Here is a 16,148-nt window from a genome sequence, read left to right as displayed (position 1 = left end):
TGTTTCAGGTTAGTTAAAGATAGTTCATCCAGCCGCACGAAAGCGCCGCAGGACAAGGCGGGGCGCGAGGGGAAGGGGTGTGCGATGGGAAGTGCGACGGCCAGATGCAACAAACCCCGCCATCTTTCGATAGGCGGGGTTTGTTCTGACGAATATGGTTGCGGGAGCCGGATTTGAACCGACGACCTTCGGGTTATGAGCCCGACGAGCTACCAGGCTGCTCCATCCCGCGTCAGAGGTGCGCATTCTACGGATACCTCGCCAAGTGTCAAGCGTTAATGCTTGATTTGGCGTAAGAAATCTCGCAGGGGTAATTTCAAAGGCAATAAAAAAGGCCACTGTCGAAACAGTGGCCCTTATTGAATCTGGTTGCGGGAGCCGGATTTGAACCGACGACCTTCGGGTTATGAGCCCGACGAGCTACCAGGCTGCTCCATCCCGCGTCAGAGGTGCGCATTCTACGGATGCCTCGCCAAGAGTCAAGCGTTAATACTTGATTTGGCATGATAAATCTCGCTGGGGTGATCTCGAGGCAATAAAAAAGGCCACTGTCGAAACAGTGGCCTTTTTTATTGAATCTGGTTGCGGGAGCCGGATTTGAACCGACGACCTTCGGGTTATGAGCCCGACGAGCTACCAGGCTGCTCCATCCCGCGCCTGTGAGATCGAATTCTACGGGTTTACTTCCCTGTGTCAAGCAATAAATCGAAAAAACCCTTTTTCGTTCAATCTGTTAGCGCATCGAATCGGCAGCCGGCTCAGTGGCGGCGGGGCTTGCAGGCCGATTATCGCAGGCAGGCTGTTTCGCAGTTGGGTGCATGGAGTACTATCTGTATGAATTTACAGTAGTGTCTGTCGTCCATGCCCCAGCGCAAGATCATCCATATAGATTGTGACTGTTTCTACGCAGCCATCGAGATGCGTGATGACCCGCGCCTGGCCGGCCGGCCCATGGCCGTGGGCGGTCAGCCGGGCCAGCGCGGGGTCATCGCTACCTGTAACTACGAGGCGCGGGCCTATGGCGTGCGTTCGGCCATGGCGTCGGGGCATGCATTGAAGCTGTGCCCTGACCTTGAGATCGTCAAACCGCGTTTCGAAGCCTATAAAGAGGCCTCGCGGGAGATCCATACGATCTTTCGCGATTACACCGACCTGATCGAGCCGCTGTCGCTGGACGAGGCTTACCTGGACGTCACCGACAGCCAGTGGTTTGCCGGCAGTGCCACGCGCATCGCCGAGGACATCCGTAAACGGGTCGCCCGTCAGTTGCATATCACGGTGTCGGCAGGGGTCGCACCTAACAAGTTCCTGGCCAAGATCGCCAGCGACTGGCGCAAGCCCAACGGCCTGTTCGTCATCACTCCCGATCAGGTGGAAGCGTTCGTTGCCGAGTTGCCGGTCGCGCGCCTGCACGGGGTGGGCAAGGTCACGGCCGAAAAGCTCTCGCGCCTGGGTATTGATACCTGCCTGTCGTTGCGCGACTGGTCAAGGCTGGCGCTGGTGCGCGAGTTCGGCAGTTTCGGTGAGCGGCTATGGGGGTTGGCGCGGGGTATCGACGAGCGCGCGGTGCACAACGACAGCCGGCGGCAATCGGTGAGCGTCGAGAACACCTACGACCACGACCTGCCAGACTTGCCCAGTTGCCTTGAGAAACTGCCCGACCTGCTGGCGAGCCTGAATGAGCGGATTGCCCGCATGGACAGCAGCTACCGCCCGGACAAGCCCTTCGTGAAGGTGAAGTTCCATGACTTCACTCAGACAACCATGGAGCAGGCCGGGGCAGGCCGTGACCTGGACAGCTATCGGCAGTTGCTCAGCCAGGCGTTTGCCCGGGGCGGCAAGCCGGTACGGCTGTTGGGGGTAGGGGTGAGGCTGAGGGATTTACGCGGGGCCCATGAACAGCTGGAGCTGTTCGGCGAGTAACAAGCGCCTCATCGTCGGCAGGGAGGCGCAACCCCTGTAGGAGCCGGCTTGCCGGCGATGAGGCCGTTGCAGGGGCTTACTGCACGCCCGGGTCTGCCACCAGTCGCCCGGTAGCCTTGGTCAGGCTTTTGACGAACTCTTGCTGCAGCTCCGGGTCGTTGCGGGTCAGCTCGATCAGGCTCTGCTCCAGCTCGCTGGCTTCTTCTTCCAGGCCCAGTTCCGACAGGCGCTTGACCCGGTGTACCCACTGGCCGACATCGTCATCTTCGAGGTCATCGAAGATCAGCTCGTGGGCTTCGAGCAGCTTGCCGCGCAGGTTGCCGCTGACCAGCAGGCTGGCATCGCCGCGCACGCCGTTATCCTCGTCGACCACTTGCAGGTGCAAGGTGCCGACGTGGTTGAGGTTCTGTTCGGAAAACGGGCTGTCCAACAGGTTCAGGCGCAGCACGCCGTTCTTGTCGGTGGTCAGCTCATGGGTCATCTTGCCGGCCTTGACCTCCACCAGTCGCTCGTTCCACGGCAGGTTGGTGAACTCCTCGCGCTTGCCTTTCTCGACTTCGTCGATCCCGGCCAGGTTCTGCTGGGCGCGGCCGTTGGACTGCACGTTCATGAACGGGTTGAGCCCGGCCACGCCATAGCTGAGCCAGTCGTGGGTCACGCTGTCGGGCAGGTTGCCCAGGGCGAACACGTTGACCACGTTGGCGCCGACGCCGGCGACCACCGCCACCGCGCCCAGCGGGATCTCGTAGATCTCCCGCCAGGGTTGGTAGGGTGTATAGCGATCGTAACGGCGGGTCACCTCGAACTCGGTGACCTCGAAGCGCTTTTGCTCGTGAATACGCACGCGCCGCTGCGGAAGCTCCATCACCTTCGGCTCGCCGATGTCGATCTGCAGGGTGTGTTCGAGCAGTTTGCGCTCGACGCGCTCCTCATGGTCGCTGCGCTGCGACATATGGTTGGCGCAGCCGCTGAGGAACAGGGCGCCGCACAGTGCGGCGCCCCCCAGGGTGTAGGTACTTCGCTTGGACATGATCACTCGCGCAACGGGTTATCAGCGGCGGATACGGGCCTGCAGGAAGGTCAGCACTTGATTGAGCGGCAGTGCCTGCGCATCCTGCTCGGTGCGGTGCTTGTATTCCAGGTTGCCGTCGGCCAGGCCGCGGTCGCTGACGACGATGCGGTGCGGGATGCCGATCAGCTCCATGTCGGCAAACTTGATGCCGGGGCTGGTTTTCTTGTCACGATCGTCCAGCAGTACTTCAAAGCCCGCGGCAGTCAGTGCGGCGTACAGCTTGTCGGTGGCCTCGCGAACTACATCGGTTTCGTAGCGCAGCGGTACCAGGGCGATCTGGAAGGGCGCCAGGGCATCGTTCCAGATGATGCCCTTGTCGTCGTAGCTCTGCTCGATGGCAGCGGCAACCACGCGGGACACGCCAATGCCGTAGCAGCCCATGGACAGCACCACCGGCTTGCCGTTTTCACCCAGTACCTGGCACTTCAGCGCTTCGCTGTACTTGGTGCCGAGCTGGAAGATGTGACCCACTTCGATGCCGCGCTTGATCACCAGGGTGCCCTGGCCGTCCGGGCTCGGGTCGCCTTCGACGACGTTGCGGATGTCGGCAACCTGCGGGACTGGCAGGTCGCGCTCCCAGTTCACACCGAAGTAGTGCTTGTCGTCGATGTTGGCGCCGACAGCGAAGTCGCTCATCAGGGCGACCGAACGGTCGATGATGCATTCCAGCGGCAGGTTCAGCGGGCCCAGCGAGCCTGCGCCTGCGCCGATGGCGTCACGCAGGTCGGCTTCGGTAGCCATGACCAGCGGGTCGGCAACCTGTTCCAGCTTGGTGGCCTTGATCTCGTTGAGTTCGTGGTCGCCGCGTACCACCAGGGCAATCAGCTTGCCCTCTTCGGCGCCGCGCACGATCAGGGTCTTGACGGTCTTCTCGATCGGCAGGTTGTGGTTTTCGACCAGTTCGGCGATGGTCTTGGCCTGCGGCGTATCGACCAGGCGCAGCTCTTCGGCAGGCGCCGGGCGCACGGTCTCACGCGGGATGGCTTCGGCCTTCTCGATGTTGGCGGCGTAGTCGGAGCTGTCGCTGAAGATCACGTCGTCTTCGCCGGACGAGGCCAGTACGTGGAACTCGTGGGAGTAGCTGCCGCCGATCGAGCCGGTGTCGGCCTGCACGGGGCGGAAGTCCAGGCCCAGGCGGGTGAACACGTTGCTGTACGCCTGGTGCATGCGGTCGTAGGTTTCCTGCAGGGAAGCCTGGTCGGCATGGAAGGAGTAGGCGTCCTTCATGATGAATTCGCGCCCGCGCATCAGGCCGAAGCGTGGGCGGATCTCGTCGCGGAATTTGGTCTGGATCTGGTACATGTTGAGCGGTAGCTGTTTATAGCTGGACAGCTCGTTGCGGGCCAGGTCGGTGATGACTTCTTCGTGGGTAGGGCCAACGCAGAAGTCGCGCTGGTGGCGGTCCTTCAGGCGCAGCAGCTCGGGGCCATACTGCTCCCAGCGGCCGGACTCCTGCCACAGCTCTGCTGGCTGGATGCTCGGCATCAGCACTTCCAGGGCGCCGGCGGCGTTCATTTCCTCGCGTACCACGTTCTCGACCTTGCGCATCACCCGCAGGCCCATCGGCAGCCAGGTGTACAGGCCGGAGGCCAGCTTGCGGATCATGCCGGCGCGCAGCATGAGCTGGTGGCTGATGACCACTGCATCGGCCGGGGTTTCTTTTTGGGTGGCGAGCAAATATTGACTGGTGCGCATGGGGAGCCGTGTCGATTGCCTGAATGTGAAATGACCCCGCATTGTACGGGGGCGGAACGAAGGCGTACAGAATGCAGCAGTTGTGCATTTATGTCAGCCAAGAAAAAGCCCGGCGATCGCCGGGCTTCTTCAGGTGCCGAGTGCTGAAGCCCGGGGCTTACAGGATGCTCAGCGGGTACTCGACGATCAGGCGCAGTTCGTCGATCGAGCTGGAGCCGTAGTACACGCCGTCGCTGGAGCGGTAGGTGGCCTGGCGGACGCGGAAGCTCAGGTCCTTGGCCGGGCCTTCTTGCAGCACGTACTTCACGTCGACGTCGCGTTCCCATTCCATGCCGTTGTCGGTGGTGCGGGTGGTGGCACCGGTACCGCGGACATAACGGGTCATGAAGCTCAAGCCCGGGATGCCGTATTCGGCGAAGTTCAGGTCGTAGCGGGCCTGCCAGGACTTCTCGTCTTCGGCGTTGAAGTCGGAACGGGCGATGGAGTTGGCGAGGAACACGGTGCCGCCGCCGTCGATGCCGTAGGCATAGTCGCCGTCGCCGGTGACTTTCTGGTAAGCCACGGTGAAGGTGTGCGCGCCAATGTTGTACGCGGCCGAGATACTGGCGGCAATGTTGTCGAGCTTGTTGCTGCCGTCAGCCTTGGTGACCCAGGCACCGGTGCGGTTGTCACCGATCGACTTGGTGTCATAGATGTTGAAGTCGAACACCAGGCCTTGCTTGTCGCCAAGCGGCAGCGCCCAGTTGATGTTGCCGTAGTACTTGCGGAAGTGGTCTTCGACGCGCGAGTAGTAGAGGCTGGTGCTGAGGCCGTCGGTGATGGCGTAGGTGCCACCGAAGACGTCGGCTTCGGTCAGGTGCAGGCTGTCACGGTTGGTTTCGGCTTGCCCGGTCAGGCTGGTGAAGCGGCCGGCGTGCAGAGTCAGGCCCTTGATCTCGTTGCTGGTGATCAGGCCGCCCTGGGCCATTTCCGGCAGCAGGCGGCTGTCGTCGGTGGCGAACACCGGCAGCGCGGTGAACTGGTCACCCACTTTCAGCACGGTATCGGAGATGCGGAACTTGGCTGCTGCACCGCCTTTGGAGTAGTCGTCCTGGGAGCGGCCGTCGCTGCCGGTGGGGAACAGGCCGGTGCCGGCGCGACCCTTGCCGCTATCGAGTTTCAGGCCCAGCATGCCGATGGCGTCGACGCCGAAGCCGACGGTGCCCTGGGTGAAGCCGGACTCGTAAGTGCCGAGGAAGCCGAGGCCGGTTTCTTCTGCGCGGCTCTGGCGGTTGCCGTTGGAGTCCCGCTCGTCGTTGCGGAAGTCACGGCTGAAATACAGCATACGGGTCTTGACGTTCAGCTTGCTGTCTTCGAGGAAGCCTTTGGACTCATCCTGCGAAGAGGCGATTGCCATTTGCGAAGTCCCCGCCGCAACGGCCAGGGCGATCATGCTCCACTTCATCACGCGCATCGTGATTTGCTCCTTTGGTTTTAGGAAGAGTACCGCTGCGCCCAGTGTTTTAGTTATGAGGGGCAGCTCTTTCTTGTTATGTCGGCGAAAATGTATATCACGCTGACTATTGTTGGCGATACGGCTGAAAACAACCTTTCGGTAACTTTATGGCCGTGTCGCTTACGGTTATTTCCATGTCGCAAATCACACCCCATTTTTATTGGGGTGTACAACGCCAGCGCTGCCGCGCCCATCATTTATGTGTAAACACAAAGTAGGGCTGAAGGCTCCCTGGTAACTCCGATGCCGCTGTTGTTATTTGTCGCGCTCACCTGTCTTTGCAGGTGTCGTGCCGACTTGGCGTCAAACGAATGCAACAAGCATGCTCAAAATCACGAACGTTTGATGAAATTTTCACAAACCCGCAGCGGGCAGGGCGAAAACCCCAGTGAATACGGGGTTTCGGGTGTCTGATGGTGTGCCACTGCGCCACGTCGCTGCGTTTGTTCGGGCTGCCTTCAAAGTCAAGGTGTTACCGCTCTTTGTTCAACTTGCCTGTTTTGTGTGACGGCTGTGTGGTTGTGCGGTGACGGATCGCATCATTGTGGTGCGAAAAGTAGCGCGGTGTTACCGCGACGGGGCAGGCCCAGGGTTGTTGGTGAGCCATTTGAGTGCGGGGGCGCGCCGTTGTGTATCGTGCTCGTGTGGCGCCTGGTAAAGCAGGGTATCCTTCGCCCCTTGTTCCCGCCGCATGGGCGGGCACCTGTTTTCTGGAGGTTCGCCGTGTTCACCCTCGATTCGCGTCTGCAACAGGATTCCCTGCTACTGGGCGAGCTGCCGCTGTGCAGCCTGTTGCTGAGCAAGGACGCCAACTACCCCTGGTTCATCCTGGTGCCGCGGCGTGCCGATGTCAGTGAACTGTTCGACCTCGATGAAGCCGACCAGCGCCAGTTGTGGGAAGAAAGCACGGCGCTGGCCGAGGCACTCAAGGATGCGTTCGCCGCCGACAAGATGAACGTTGCCACTCTCGGCAATGTAGTCAGCCAGTTGCATATGCATGTGATCGTCCGCCGTCGTGATGACGCTGCCTGGCCTGCGCCGGTGTGGGGCAAGGTGCCAGCTATCGGTTATACCAACGAGCAGGTCGAAGGTATTCGCTTGCACATCGCCAAGCTGCTTGGCGAAAGCTTCAAGGAGGCCTGAATCATGTCGCTTGAAATGCGCATCGTCGAACTGGAAACCCGTCAGGCATTCCAGGATGACACCATTCAGGAACTTAACGACGTGGTGGTCGAGCAGGGGCGGGTGATCGAGCGCCTGCAACTGCAGATGGCCGAGCTGATCAAGCGTTACGAAGACATGGTCGGCCAGTACGGCGGGGGCGGGGAGGAGCCTCCACCCCCCCATTACTGAGGGTGGTGGAGGGGCGTGGTCAGCGGCGTGAGACCGCGACCACGTCTTCGGCCTGCAGGCCTTTGTCGCGGTGCATCACCGAAAACTCCACGCGCTGGCCTTCGACCAGGACACGGTGGCCTTCGCCGCGGATGGCGCGAAAGTGCACGAAGATATCGTCACCCGAATCACGCGAGATGAAGCCGAAGCCCTTGGAGGTGTTGAACCACTTCACCGTGCCGGTATCGCGTTTGCCAGCATCCAGCGCACCGCCCTGGATTGCACGTGGTTTGCGCGAGCTGCGGGCCAGGCCTGCGGCCAGGTGCAGCAAGGTGGCGAGCGTGGCGCAGGCCAGTGCCGGCAGGTTGCCCAGCTCCGGGCGTGCCAGCAGGGTGATGGTCTGCAGGATCACCGCCGCCACCAGCAGGATGCTGGCGGCGCGTTGCAGTTGCTGGCGCATGCCCTTGTAGTACAGCGGCAGGGCAGGGGCGAGCAGCAGGTTGAGCAGGCCGAGCAAGGCCAGGTAGACGGCCTCGGGTTCTTGCAGCAAAGGTGTTGCGTCGGTTCTGAGGCTGGGTATGAGCGATAGCAGCAAGGCAGCCACGCCCGTCACCAGATGGACGATCTTGAACATTTTTAGTTGGCTCGCATTGATAAAGGCCGATCACAGGATGAGCTGGCTGCACGGTGCACGGGAACGGTAGGTGCGAAAACGTGGCGGGCCAGCCTATGCACCCGGCACTGAGAATCCGCACGGGTGGCACGCTGCCTATTTAACAGCAAAGGCGGGGGCTTCTCAAACCGTTGACTGGCAAACGGCTATGCGTGCGGCGCCGGGGCGCATGCGCGGGCGGCAATCTCTTGCTACAGTGGCTCGCGCCCGCTTGAGCATTCAGGCCTTATGGAAAGGGGAGCTTCATGGCAATCGATATCGGTATCAGCGAAGAAGACCGCAAGTCCATCGTCGAAGGGCTGTCGCGCCTGTTGTCCGACACTTACGTGTTGTACCTGAAAACCCACAACTTCCACTGGAACGTCACCGGCCCGTCGTTTCGTACCCTGCACCTGATGTTCGAGGAGCAGTACAACGAACTGGCCCTGGCGGTTGACTCCATTGCCGAGCGTATCCGCGCCCTCGGCTTCCCGGCGCCGGGTTCTTATGCCTTCTATGCCCGCCACTCCTCTATTAAAGAAGAGGAAGGGGTGCCGGCGGCCGACGAAATGATCCGCCAACTGGTCCAGGGGCAGGAGGCGGTGGTGCGCACTGCACGCAGTATCTTCCCGGTGGTAGGCAAGGTCAGTGACGAGCCGACCGCCGACCTGCTGACCCAGCGCATGCAGGTGCACGAGAAAACCGCCTGGATGTTGCGGGTATTGCTCGACGGGAAATGATTGACGCTTGAGCTGCTCGCCGTGCCCTCTAGTCAGGCCCGCCACCTTCACAAGTGGCGGGCCTGAGCGTTTGGGGGGAAGGCCTTGCTGCTGGGATGGTCGCGGCCGGTGGCGCTTCATGTGCGTCCTTGACCTGCTCGCCTAGGCGAAAGGTCGTGTCGCCACAGGGAGCAAAGCGATGAATGACGGGGTGCGCGGGGTCGATGGCGGTGTCAGGCAGGGGCAGCGGGCAGGCAAGCCCAGTATCGACCCGTTCAGGGCCGACTTCGACATGGCGCAGGCCGGGCCGGTCTCACGTTCGGTGCGCTTGAACGGCTTTGCCACCTGCCTGCGCCTGGAGGTGGTCTACTGGCGCATCCTCGAGCGCATCGCCCTGGCCAATCACTGCTCGGTCAGCGCTGTATTGTCATACCTGGACCGTGAAGTGCACCTGCGCCATGGCGGGGTGCGCAATTTCAGCGGCCTGGTGCGGGTCATCTGCGTGGCCTGGCTGCAGGAAGCACCCGACGCCGACTGATCGCCGGGCGGGCTGCACTGCTTCCCTTAACCATATATAATCCCGCTCTTTGCTGCCTTGGGCAGCGTGCGATGTGGTTGACGAGAGACACCCATGCCCCTTTACGACTATCAATGTGGCGCCTGCGCGCACCAGTTCGAGGCCCTGCAGAAGATCAGCGCCGCGCCGCTGAGCGATTGCCCGGCGTGCCAGGCACCCGCGTTGAAAAAACTGCTGTCGGTCCCCGGCTTTCGCCTGAGCGGCAACGGCTGGTACGAGACCGACTTCAAGACCGGGGCAAAAAAGAACCTGGCAGGCGGCGACAAGGCTGACTGAGTTGAATTGCACCGAGCAGGTCTTGCAGTATTAGCCCCCTGGGCAGGCCAGACCTTTACCGAATACACGAATCACGAGAAGCGAACACCATCATGATGCGCAGCCATTATTGCGGCCAACTGAACGAGAGCCTGGACGGCCAGGAAATCACCCTTTGCGGTTGGGTCCATCGTCGCCGCGACCACGGCGGGGTGATCTTCCTCGATATCCGTGACCGCGAAGGCATGGCCCAGGTCGTGTTCGACCCGGATCGCGCCGAAACCTTCGCCAACGCCGACCGCGTGCGCAGCGAATACGTCGTGCAGATCACCGGCAAGGTGCGCCGCCGCCCTGAAGGCGCGGTCAACCCGAACATGGCCTCCGGTGGCATCGAAGTGCTGGGCTACGAGCTGAACGTGCTCAACGAAGCCGAAACCCCGCCGTTCCCGCTGAACGAATATTCCGACGTCGGCGAAGAAACCCGCCTGCGCTACCGCTTCATCGACCTGCGTCGCCCGGAAATGGCCGACAAGTTGCGCCTGCGTTCGCGCATCACCAGCAGCATCCGCCGCTTCCTCGACGAAAACGGCTTCCTCGACGTCGAAACGCCGATCCTGACCCGCGCAACGCCCGAAGGCGCCCGCGACTACCTGGTACCCAGCCGTACCCACGCCGGCAGCTTCTTCGCCCTGCCGCAGTCGCCGCAGCTGTTCAAGCAGTTGCTGATGGTGGCCGGCTTCGACCGCTACTACCAGATCGCCAAGTGCTTCCGCGACGAAGACCTGCGTGCCGACCGCCAGCCGGAATTCACCCAGATCGACATCGAGACCAGCTTCCTTGATGAAGCCGAGATCATGGGCCTGACCGAAGGCATGATCCGCAAGCTGTTCAAAGAGGTCCTGGACCTGGAGTTCGGCGAATTCCCGCACATGACCTTCGAAGAGGCCATGCGCCGCTACGGGTCGGACAAGCCTGACCTGCGCATCCCGCTGGAGCTGGTCGACGTTGCCGACCAATTGAAAGACGTCGACTTCAAGGTCTTCGCCGGCCCCGCCAACGACCCGAAATGCCGCGTCACCGCTCTGCGCCTGCCAGGCGGCGCCAGCATGCCGCGCAGCAAGATCGACGAGTACACCAAGTTCGTCGGCATCTACGGTGCCAAGGGCCTGGCCTACATCAAGGTCAACGAGCGCGCCAAAGGCGTCGAAGGCCTGCAGTCGCCGATCGTCAAGAACATCCCTGAGGCCAACCTCAACAACATCCTCGACCGCGTGGGCGCTGTCGACGGCGACATCGTGTTCTTCGGTGCCGATAAGTTCAAGGTGGTCAGCGAAGCCCTGGGCGCGCTGCGTATCCGCCTGGGCCACGACTTCGAGCTGCTGACCTGCAAGTGGGCGCCGATGTGGGTGGTCGACTTCCCGATGTTCGAAGAAAACGAAGACGGCAGCTTCAGCGCGCTGCACCACCCGTTCACCGCGCCGAAATGCTCGCCGGAAGAGCTCGAGGCCAACCCGGGCGCCGCCCTGTCCCGTGCCTACGACATGGTCCTGAACGGCACCGAGCTGGGTGGCGGTTCGATCCGTATCCACCGTAAGGAAATGCAGCAAGCGGTGTTCCGCCTGCTGGGCATCGAGGCGGCGGAACAGGAAGAGAAGTTCGGCTTCCTGCTCGACGCCCTGAAGTTCGGCGCACCACCCCACGGTGGCCTGGCCTTCGGCCTGGACCGCCTGGTCATGCTGATGACCGGCGCCCAGTCGATCCGTGAAGTGATCGCCTTCCCGAAAACCCAGAGCGCCGCCGATGTGATGACCCAGGCCCCAGGCCAGGTCGACGCCAAGGCCTTGCGCGAGCTGCACATCCGTCTGCGCGAGCAGACCAAGGTCGAGTGATCGGCCGGGGCGCCCCGGTAACAGGGCGCCCCCGCGCTTTAGCGCAGTCTTCTTCGCGTTCCGCCCTTCGGGGCGGAACCTGTTTCTGTTTCAAGGATTTGGAGTCGTTATGGCCGGTCATTCCAAGTGGGCGAACATCAAGCACCGCAAAGAACGCCAGGATGCCAAGAGAGGCAAGGTCTTCACCAAATGGATCCGCGAGCTGACCGTCGCCGCCAAGCAAGGCGGGCCTGACCCGGCCTCCAACCCGCGGCTGCGCCTGGCGCTGGACAAGGCCCTGGGCGCCAACATGAGCCGCGACATCATCGATCGCGCGGTGGCCCGTGGTGCCGGCACCAACGAAAGCGACAACGTCGAAGAGCTTAGCTACGAAGGCTACGGCCCGGGCGGCGTGGCGATCATGGTCGAGGCCATGACCGACAACCGCAACCGCACCGCAGCTGCAGTGCGCCACGCGTTCACCAAATGCGGCGGCAACCTGGGTACCGACGGTTCGGTGGCCTACCTGTTCGAGCGCAAGGGGCAGATCAGCTTCGCCGCCGAACTGAAGGTGGACGAGGACGCGCTGATGGAAGCCGCCATGGAGGCCGACGCCGATGACGTGGTGGCCAACGAAGACGGCTCGTTCGAGGTGTTCACCTCGTTCAACAGCTTCTACGCCGTGCGCAACGCCCTGGAAGAAGCCGGCTTCAAGGCCTCGGACGCCGAGATCGTGATGCAGCCGACCACCAGTGCCGAACTGGACCAGGACGGGGCCGAGAAGGTACTCAAGCTGATCGACATGCTCGAAGACCTGGACGATGTGCAGAACGTTTACTCCAATGCGCAGATATCTGACGAGATCATGGAAGCGCTGGGCTGACCGAACCGGCTGCCGGTGCAATCGCGGGGCAAGCCTGCTCCCACGTGCGTGGGAGCAGGCTTGCCCCGCGATTGCGTTGGTAAAATTTGCACAATCGCGAAGGCGTTATGACTCTGATTCTTGGTATCGACCCCGGCTCGCGCATCACCGGCTTCGGCGTGGTCCGCCAGACCGCGCGCGGCTGCGAGTACGTGGCCTCAGGCTGCATCCGCACCGGCGACGGCGAGCTGCATGACCGCCTGCTGGTGGTTTTTCGCGGCGTCAGCGAGATCATTCGCCAGCACGGCCCAGTGACCATGGGCATCGAGCGGGTGTTCATGGCGCGCAACGCCGACTCGGCGCTAAAGCTCGGCCAGGCCCGCGGGGCAGCCATCGTCGCCGCCGCCGAAGCCGGCCTTGAGATTGCCGAGTACACCGCCAGCCAGGTCAAGCAGGCCGTGGCGGGCACCGGTGGTGCCAACAAGGAACAGGTGATGCTGATGGTCATGCACCTGCTCAAACTCACCAAGAAGCCGCAGATAGACGCCTCCGACGCCTTGGCCATCGCCCTGTGCCACGCCCACACCCGCTCCAGCCTGATCCCCCATGGCCTGAGCACGGCACGACGACGTGGCGGGCGCTTGCGTCTGTAAGCGCTTCATGCGCTGATACACATTTTGTCCGGGGGGAGCGTTCTCCCGGCACATTTGCTGATAGGGTGAACCGGTTTTCGACCGGCGCCCGAGAGGAAGGATCGGAACGTGATTGGACGTTTGCGCGGTACCCTGGCGGAAAAACAGCCGCCGCACCTGATTGTCGATGTAGGCGGCCTGGGCTACGAGCTCGAAGTCCCCATGACCACGCTATACCGCCTGCCCAAGCTGGGTGAGGTGGTCACCTTGCACACTCACCTGGTGGTCCGTGAAGACGCCCACTTGCTCTATGGCTTCGCTGAGAAGCGCGAGCGTGAGCTGTTCCGCGAGCTGATCCGGCTCAACGGCGTAGGCCCCAAGCTGGCGCTGGCGTTGATGTCGGGGCTTGAAGTAGACGAACTGGTGCGCTGCGTGCAGGCCCAGGATGCCTCGGCCCTGGTGCGCGTGCCCGGGGTTGGCAAGAAGACCGCCGAACGCCTGCTGGTCGAGCTCAAGGACCGCTTCAAGGCCTGGGAAACCTCCCCGGCCATGTTCACTTTGGTTTCCGACGGCCCGCTGCCGGTGGCCAGCGAATCCACCGCCGAGGCCGACGCGGTCAGCGCCCTGGTCTCTTTGGGCTACAAGCCGCAAGAGGCCAGCAAGGCCATCGCCGCGATCAAGGACAAGGCAGGCCTGGGCAGTGAAGAGCTGATCCGCCGCAGCCTCAAAGGGATGATTACCAAGTGATCGAGACCGACCGCCTGATCGCCGCCTCCGGGCGTGACCGCGAAGAAGTCCAGGACCGCGCGATTCGCCCGTTGAGCCTGGAGGACTACATTGGCCAGCCGGTGGTGCGCGAGCAGATGGCGCTGTTCATCCAGGCCGCGCGTGGGCGCAGCGAGTCCCTCGACCACACCTTGATCTTCGGCCCGCCGGGCCTGGGCAAGACGACCCTGGCCAACATCATCGCCCACGAAATGGGCGTGTCGGTGAAAAGTACCTCCGGCCCGATCCTCGAGCGCCCGGGCGACCTGGCGGCGATGCTGACCAACCTCGAACCCCACGACGTGCTGTTCATCGACGAAATTCACCGCCTGTCGCCGGTGGTCGAGGAAGTGCTGTACCCGGCCATGGAAGACTTCCAGCTCGACATCATGATCGGCGAAGGCCCAGCGGCCCGCTCGATCAAGCTCGACCTGCCGCCGTTCACCCTGGTCGGCGCCACCACCCGTGCCGGCATGCTGACCAACCCGCTGCGTGACCGCTTCGGTATCGTCCAGCGCCTGGAGTTCTACAGCGACCGCGACCTGGCCACCATCGTCAGCCGTTCGGCGAGCATTCTCGGGTTGCCGATGGACGACAAGGGCGCTTACGAGATCGCCCGCCGGGCACGTGGCACGCCACGTATCGCCAATCGCCTGCTGCGGCGGGTGCGCGACTACGCCGAGGTGCGTGGCAAGGGTGAGATCACCAAGGCAGTCGCCGACATGGCGCTGAACCTGCTCGATGTCGACGAGCGTGGTTTCGATCACTCCGACCGGCGCCTGCTGCTGACCATGATCGAAAAATTCGACGGCGGCCCGGTGGGCCTGGACAACCTGGCGGCGGCCATTGGCGAAGAGCGCCACACTATCGAGGACGTGCTCGAGCCGTATCTGATCCAGCAGGGTTACATCATGCGCACACCCCGAGGCCGTGTGGTCACTCGCCACGCCTACCTGCATTTCGGCCTGAACATCCCCGGGCGCTTCTGCGAGGGCGGTGAATATGCCGCGCAAGACGACGAATGACAGATCGAACCGGCGTTTTTGTGGTCCTACCGCAGGCACGCCGCAGCGGCGCTGGCAATAAGACATTATCGATGCAAAAACAGTTGCCGCAGCGGATTGGCAAGCACAGGAGTAAGCACTAGAGTATGCGCGCGCAAAATGGGCTGGAACCGTTCGCACACCGCTGTCGCGTCTATTACGAGGATACCGACGCCGGTGGGGTGGTTTACTACGTCAACTACCTGAAGTTCATGGAGCGTGCGCGTACCGAGCGCCTGCGTCACCTGGGGTTTTCCCAGCTGGAGCTGGCCGGTGACAACCTTCTGTTCGTGGTCCATTCCAGCGAAGCGCGCTACCACGCGCCGGCGCGGCTGGACGACGAGTTGCGGGTGACCGCGCAAGTAACCGAATTGAACCGCGCCAGCCTGCGCTTCGTGCAGCAGGTGTGGCGCTGCAAAGATGAAACGCTGCTCTGCGAAGGGCAGTTTCTGGTGGCCGCCGTGCGTGCCGACACTTTCAAACCCCGGGCCATTCCCCCAGCACTGCGTGACGCCTTCCTGGCGGACAGCACGGGTACTCAATCCAACGCAGGAGAATAAGCGTGGAAGCAACCGTCGTCGACCATACCTCCATGTGGAGCCTGGTCGCCAATGCCAGTGTCGTGGTTCAGCTGGTCATGTTGACCCTGGTGGCCGCCTCGGTTACCTCGTGGATCATGATCTTCCAGCGCAGCACCATGCTGCGTGCCGGCCGTCGTGCGCTGGACGCGTTCGAAGAGCGCTTCTGGTCGGGCATCGATCTGTCCAAGCTGTACCGCCAGGCCGGCAGCAACCCGGACCCGGATTCGGGCGTCGAGCAGGTGTTCCGTGCCGGCTTCAAGGAATTCTCGCGCCTGCGCCAGCAGCCGGGTGTCGACCCTGACGCGGTGATGGAAGGCGTTGGCCGTGCCATGCGCGTTGCCATCTCGCGCGAGGAAGAAAAACTCGAGCAGAGCCTGCCGTTCCTGGCCACCGTCGGTTCCACCAGCCCGTACATCGGCCTGTTCGGTACCGTGTGGGGCATCATGAACTCCTTCCGCGGCCTGGCCAGCGCCCAGCAGGCGACCCTGGCCACCGTGGCCCCCGGTATCGCCGAGGCCCTGATCGCCACCGCTATCGGCCTGTTCGCAGCCATCCCGGCGGTCATCGCCTACAACCGTTTCGCTGCGCGCAGTGAAACGCTGATCGGCCGTTACTACACGTTCGCCGACGAGTTCCAGGCAATTCTGCACCGCAAAGTACACACCAGCGAAGAGTGA

The 16,148-nt window shown here is 62.5% G+C and carries 17 protein-coding genes and 3 tRNA genes; 13 read left to right on the top strand and 7 right to left on the bottom strand.

Annotated features, from left to right (window positions below; genetic code table 11):
• Nucleotides 1–155: 155 nt before the first annotated feature.
• The 3 genes from KSS94_RS20575 to KSS94_RS20565 all read right to left on the bottom strand — a co-directional run bounded on the left by KSS94_RS20575 (nucleotide 156) and on the right by KSS94_RS20565 (nucleotide 656).
• Nucleotides 156–232, bottom strand: a tRNA-Met gene (locus KSS94_RS20575).
• 134 nt (nucleotides 233–366) lie between these two features.
• Nucleotides 367–443, bottom strand: a tRNA-Met gene (locus KSS94_RS20570).
• A gap of 136 nt (nucleotides 444–579) precedes the next feature.
• Nucleotides 580–656, bottom strand: a tRNA-Met gene (locus tag KSS94_RS20565).
• A gap of 205 nt (nucleotides 657–861) precedes the next feature.
• Here KSS94_RS20565 and dinB point away from each other — a divergent pair.
• Nucleotides 862–1,923, top strand: coding sequence for a DNA polymerase IV (gene dinB / locus KSS94_RS20560; protein WP_217839903.1), 1,062 nt, complete (start codon nucleotides 862–864; stop codon nucleotides 1,921–1,923).
• 76 nt (nucleotides 1,924–1,999) lie between these two features.
• Here dinB and KSS94_RS20555 read toward each other — a convergent pair whose 3' ends face one another.
• From KSS94_RS20555 to KSS94_RS20545, 3 genes are all read right to left on the bottom strand, one after another.
• On the bottom strand, nucleotides 2,000–2,953 hold the full coding sequence (locus KSS94_RS20555) for a hypothetical protein (RefSeq protein WP_217839902.1): 954 nt from the start codon (nucleotides 2,951–2,953) through the stop codon (nucleotides 2,000–2,002).
• A gap of 21 nt (nucleotides 2,954–2,974) precedes the next feature.
• Nucleotides 2,975–4,690: a proline--tRNA ligase gene (locus KSS94_RS20550; protein WP_217839901.1), complete on the bottom strand. Its 1,716-nt coding sequence runs from the start codon at nucleotides 4,688–4,690 to the stop codon at nucleotides 2,975–2,977.
• A 157-nt stretch (nucleotides 4,691–4,847) separates the two neighbouring features.
• A complete protein-coding gene (locus KSS94_RS20545; protein WP_217839900.1) occupies nucleotides 4,848–6,143 on the bottom strand; it encodes an OprD family porin in 1,296 nt (431 codons plus the stop codon).
• 765 nt (nucleotides 6,144–6,908) lie between these two features.
• On the opposite strand from KSS94_RS20545, the gene KSS94_RS20540 reads away from it, so the two are divergent.
• Nucleotides 6,909–7,328: an HIT family protein gene (locus KSS94_RS20540; RefSeq protein WP_217839899.1), complete on the top strand. Its 420-nt coding sequence runs from the start codon at nucleotides 6,909–6,911 to the stop codon at nucleotides 7,326–7,328.
• A gap of 3 nt (nucleotides 7,329–7,331) precedes the next feature.
• Nucleotides 7,332–7,538: a SlyX family protein gene (locus KSS94_RS20535; RefSeq protein WP_217839898.1), complete on the top strand. Its 207-nt coding sequence runs from the start codon at nucleotides 7,332–7,334 to the stop codon at nucleotides 7,536–7,538.
• A 19-nt stretch (nucleotides 7,539–7,557) separates the two neighbouring features.
• On the opposite strand, the gene KSS94_RS27425 is transcribed toward KSS94_RS20535, so the two are convergent.
• Nucleotides 7,558–8,151, bottom strand: coding sequence for a cold-shock protein (locus tag KSS94_RS27425; protein WP_302471814.1), 594 nt, complete (start codon nucleotides 8,149–8,151; stop codon nucleotides 7,558–7,560).
• A gap of 284 nt (nucleotides 8,152–8,435) precedes the next feature.
• Between KSS94_RS27425 and KSS94_RS20525 the strand changes: the two genes are divergently transcribed.
• The 10 genes from KSS94_RS20525 (at nucleotide 8,436) to tolQ (ending at nucleotide 16,148) form a co-directional block, all read left to right on the top strand.
• Nucleotides 8,436–8,909: a Dps family protein gene (locus tag KSS94_RS20525; protein ID WP_217839897.1), complete on the top strand. Its 474-nt coding sequence runs from the start codon at nucleotides 8,436–8,438 to the stop codon at nucleotides 8,907–8,909.
• A gap of 178 nt (nucleotides 8,910–9,087) precedes the next feature.
• Entirely contained in the window at nucleotides 9,088–9,426 is a 339-nt protein-coding gene (locus KSS94_RS20520) for a ribbon-helix-helix domain-containing protein (RefSeq protein WP_217839896.1), read from the top strand.
• Nucleotides 9,427–9,519: 93 nt separating this feature from the next.
• Entirely contained in the window at nucleotides 9,520–9,741 is a 222-nt protein-coding gene (locus KSS94_RS20515) for an FmdB family zinc ribbon protein (RefSeq protein ID WP_217839895.1), read from the top strand.
• Between the two features lie 92 nt (nucleotides 9,742–9,833).
• Nucleotides 9,834–11,609, top strand: a complete 1,776-nt coding sequence (gene aspS / locus KSS94_RS20510) for an aspartate--tRNA ligase (RefSeq protein WP_217839894.1) — start codon at nucleotides 9,834–9,836, stop codon at nucleotides 11,607–11,609.
• A 109-nt stretch (nucleotides 11,610–11,718) separates the two neighbouring features.
• Complete coding sequence (locus tag KSS94_RS20505; RefSeq protein WP_217839893.1) at nucleotides 11,719–12,471, top strand: YebC/PmpR family DNA-binding transcriptional regulator; 753 nt, start codon at nucleotides 11,719–11,721, stop codon at nucleotides 12,469–12,471.
• 107 nt (nucleotides 12,472–12,578) lie between these two features.
• Nucleotides 12,579–13,103 (top strand): crossover junction endodeoxyribonuclease RuvC, encoded by a 525-nt coding sequence (gene ruvC, locus KSS94_RS20500; protein ID WP_217839892.1) that lies wholly within the window; start codon nucleotides 12,579–12,581, stop codon nucleotides 13,101–13,103.
• Nucleotides 13,104–13,211: 108 nt separating this feature from the next.
• Nucleotides 13,212–13,829, top strand: a complete 618-nt coding sequence (ruvA, locus tag KSS94_RS20495; RefSeq protein WP_217839891.1) for a Holliday junction branch migration protein RuvA — start codon at nucleotides 13,212–13,214, stop codon at nucleotides 13,827–13,829.
• Nucleotides 13,826–14,872, top strand: a complete 1,047-nt coding sequence (ruvB, locus tag KSS94_RS20490) for a Holliday junction branch migration DNA helicase RuvB (RefSeq protein ID WP_217839890.1) — start codon at nucleotides 13,826–13,828, stop codon at nucleotides 14,870–14,872. Before ruvA ends, ruvB begins: the two co-directional genes overlap by 4 nt.
• Nucleotides 14,873–14,997: 125 nt before the next feature.
• Nucleotides 14,998–15,450 carry a tol-pal system-associated acyl-CoA thioesterase gene (gene ybgC, locus KSS94_RS20485; RefSeq protein ID WP_217839889.1) on the top strand — a complete coding sequence of 151 codons (453 nt, stop codon included), beginning with the start codon at nucleotides 14,998–15,000 and terminating at the stop codon, nucleotides 15,448–15,450.
• Nucleotides 15,451–15,452: 2 nt separating this feature from the next.
• Nucleotides 15,453–16,148 carry a protein TolQ gene (gene tolQ / locus KSS94_RS20480; RefSeq protein WP_217839888.1) on the top strand — a complete coding sequence of 232 codons (696 nt, stop codon included), beginning with the start codon at nucleotides 15,453–15,455 and terminating at the stop codon, nucleotides 16,146–16,148.

The sequence above is a fragment of the Pseudomonas fakonensis genome, from assembly GCF_019139895.1.
GTDB lineage: Bacteria > Pseudomonadota > Gammaproteobacteria > Pseudomonadales > Pseudomonadaceae > Aquipseudomonas > Aquipseudomonas fakonensis.
The sequence above is the reverse complement of the archived record's forward strand: the minus strand, read 5'-3'. Positions and strand labels throughout refer to the sequence as shown.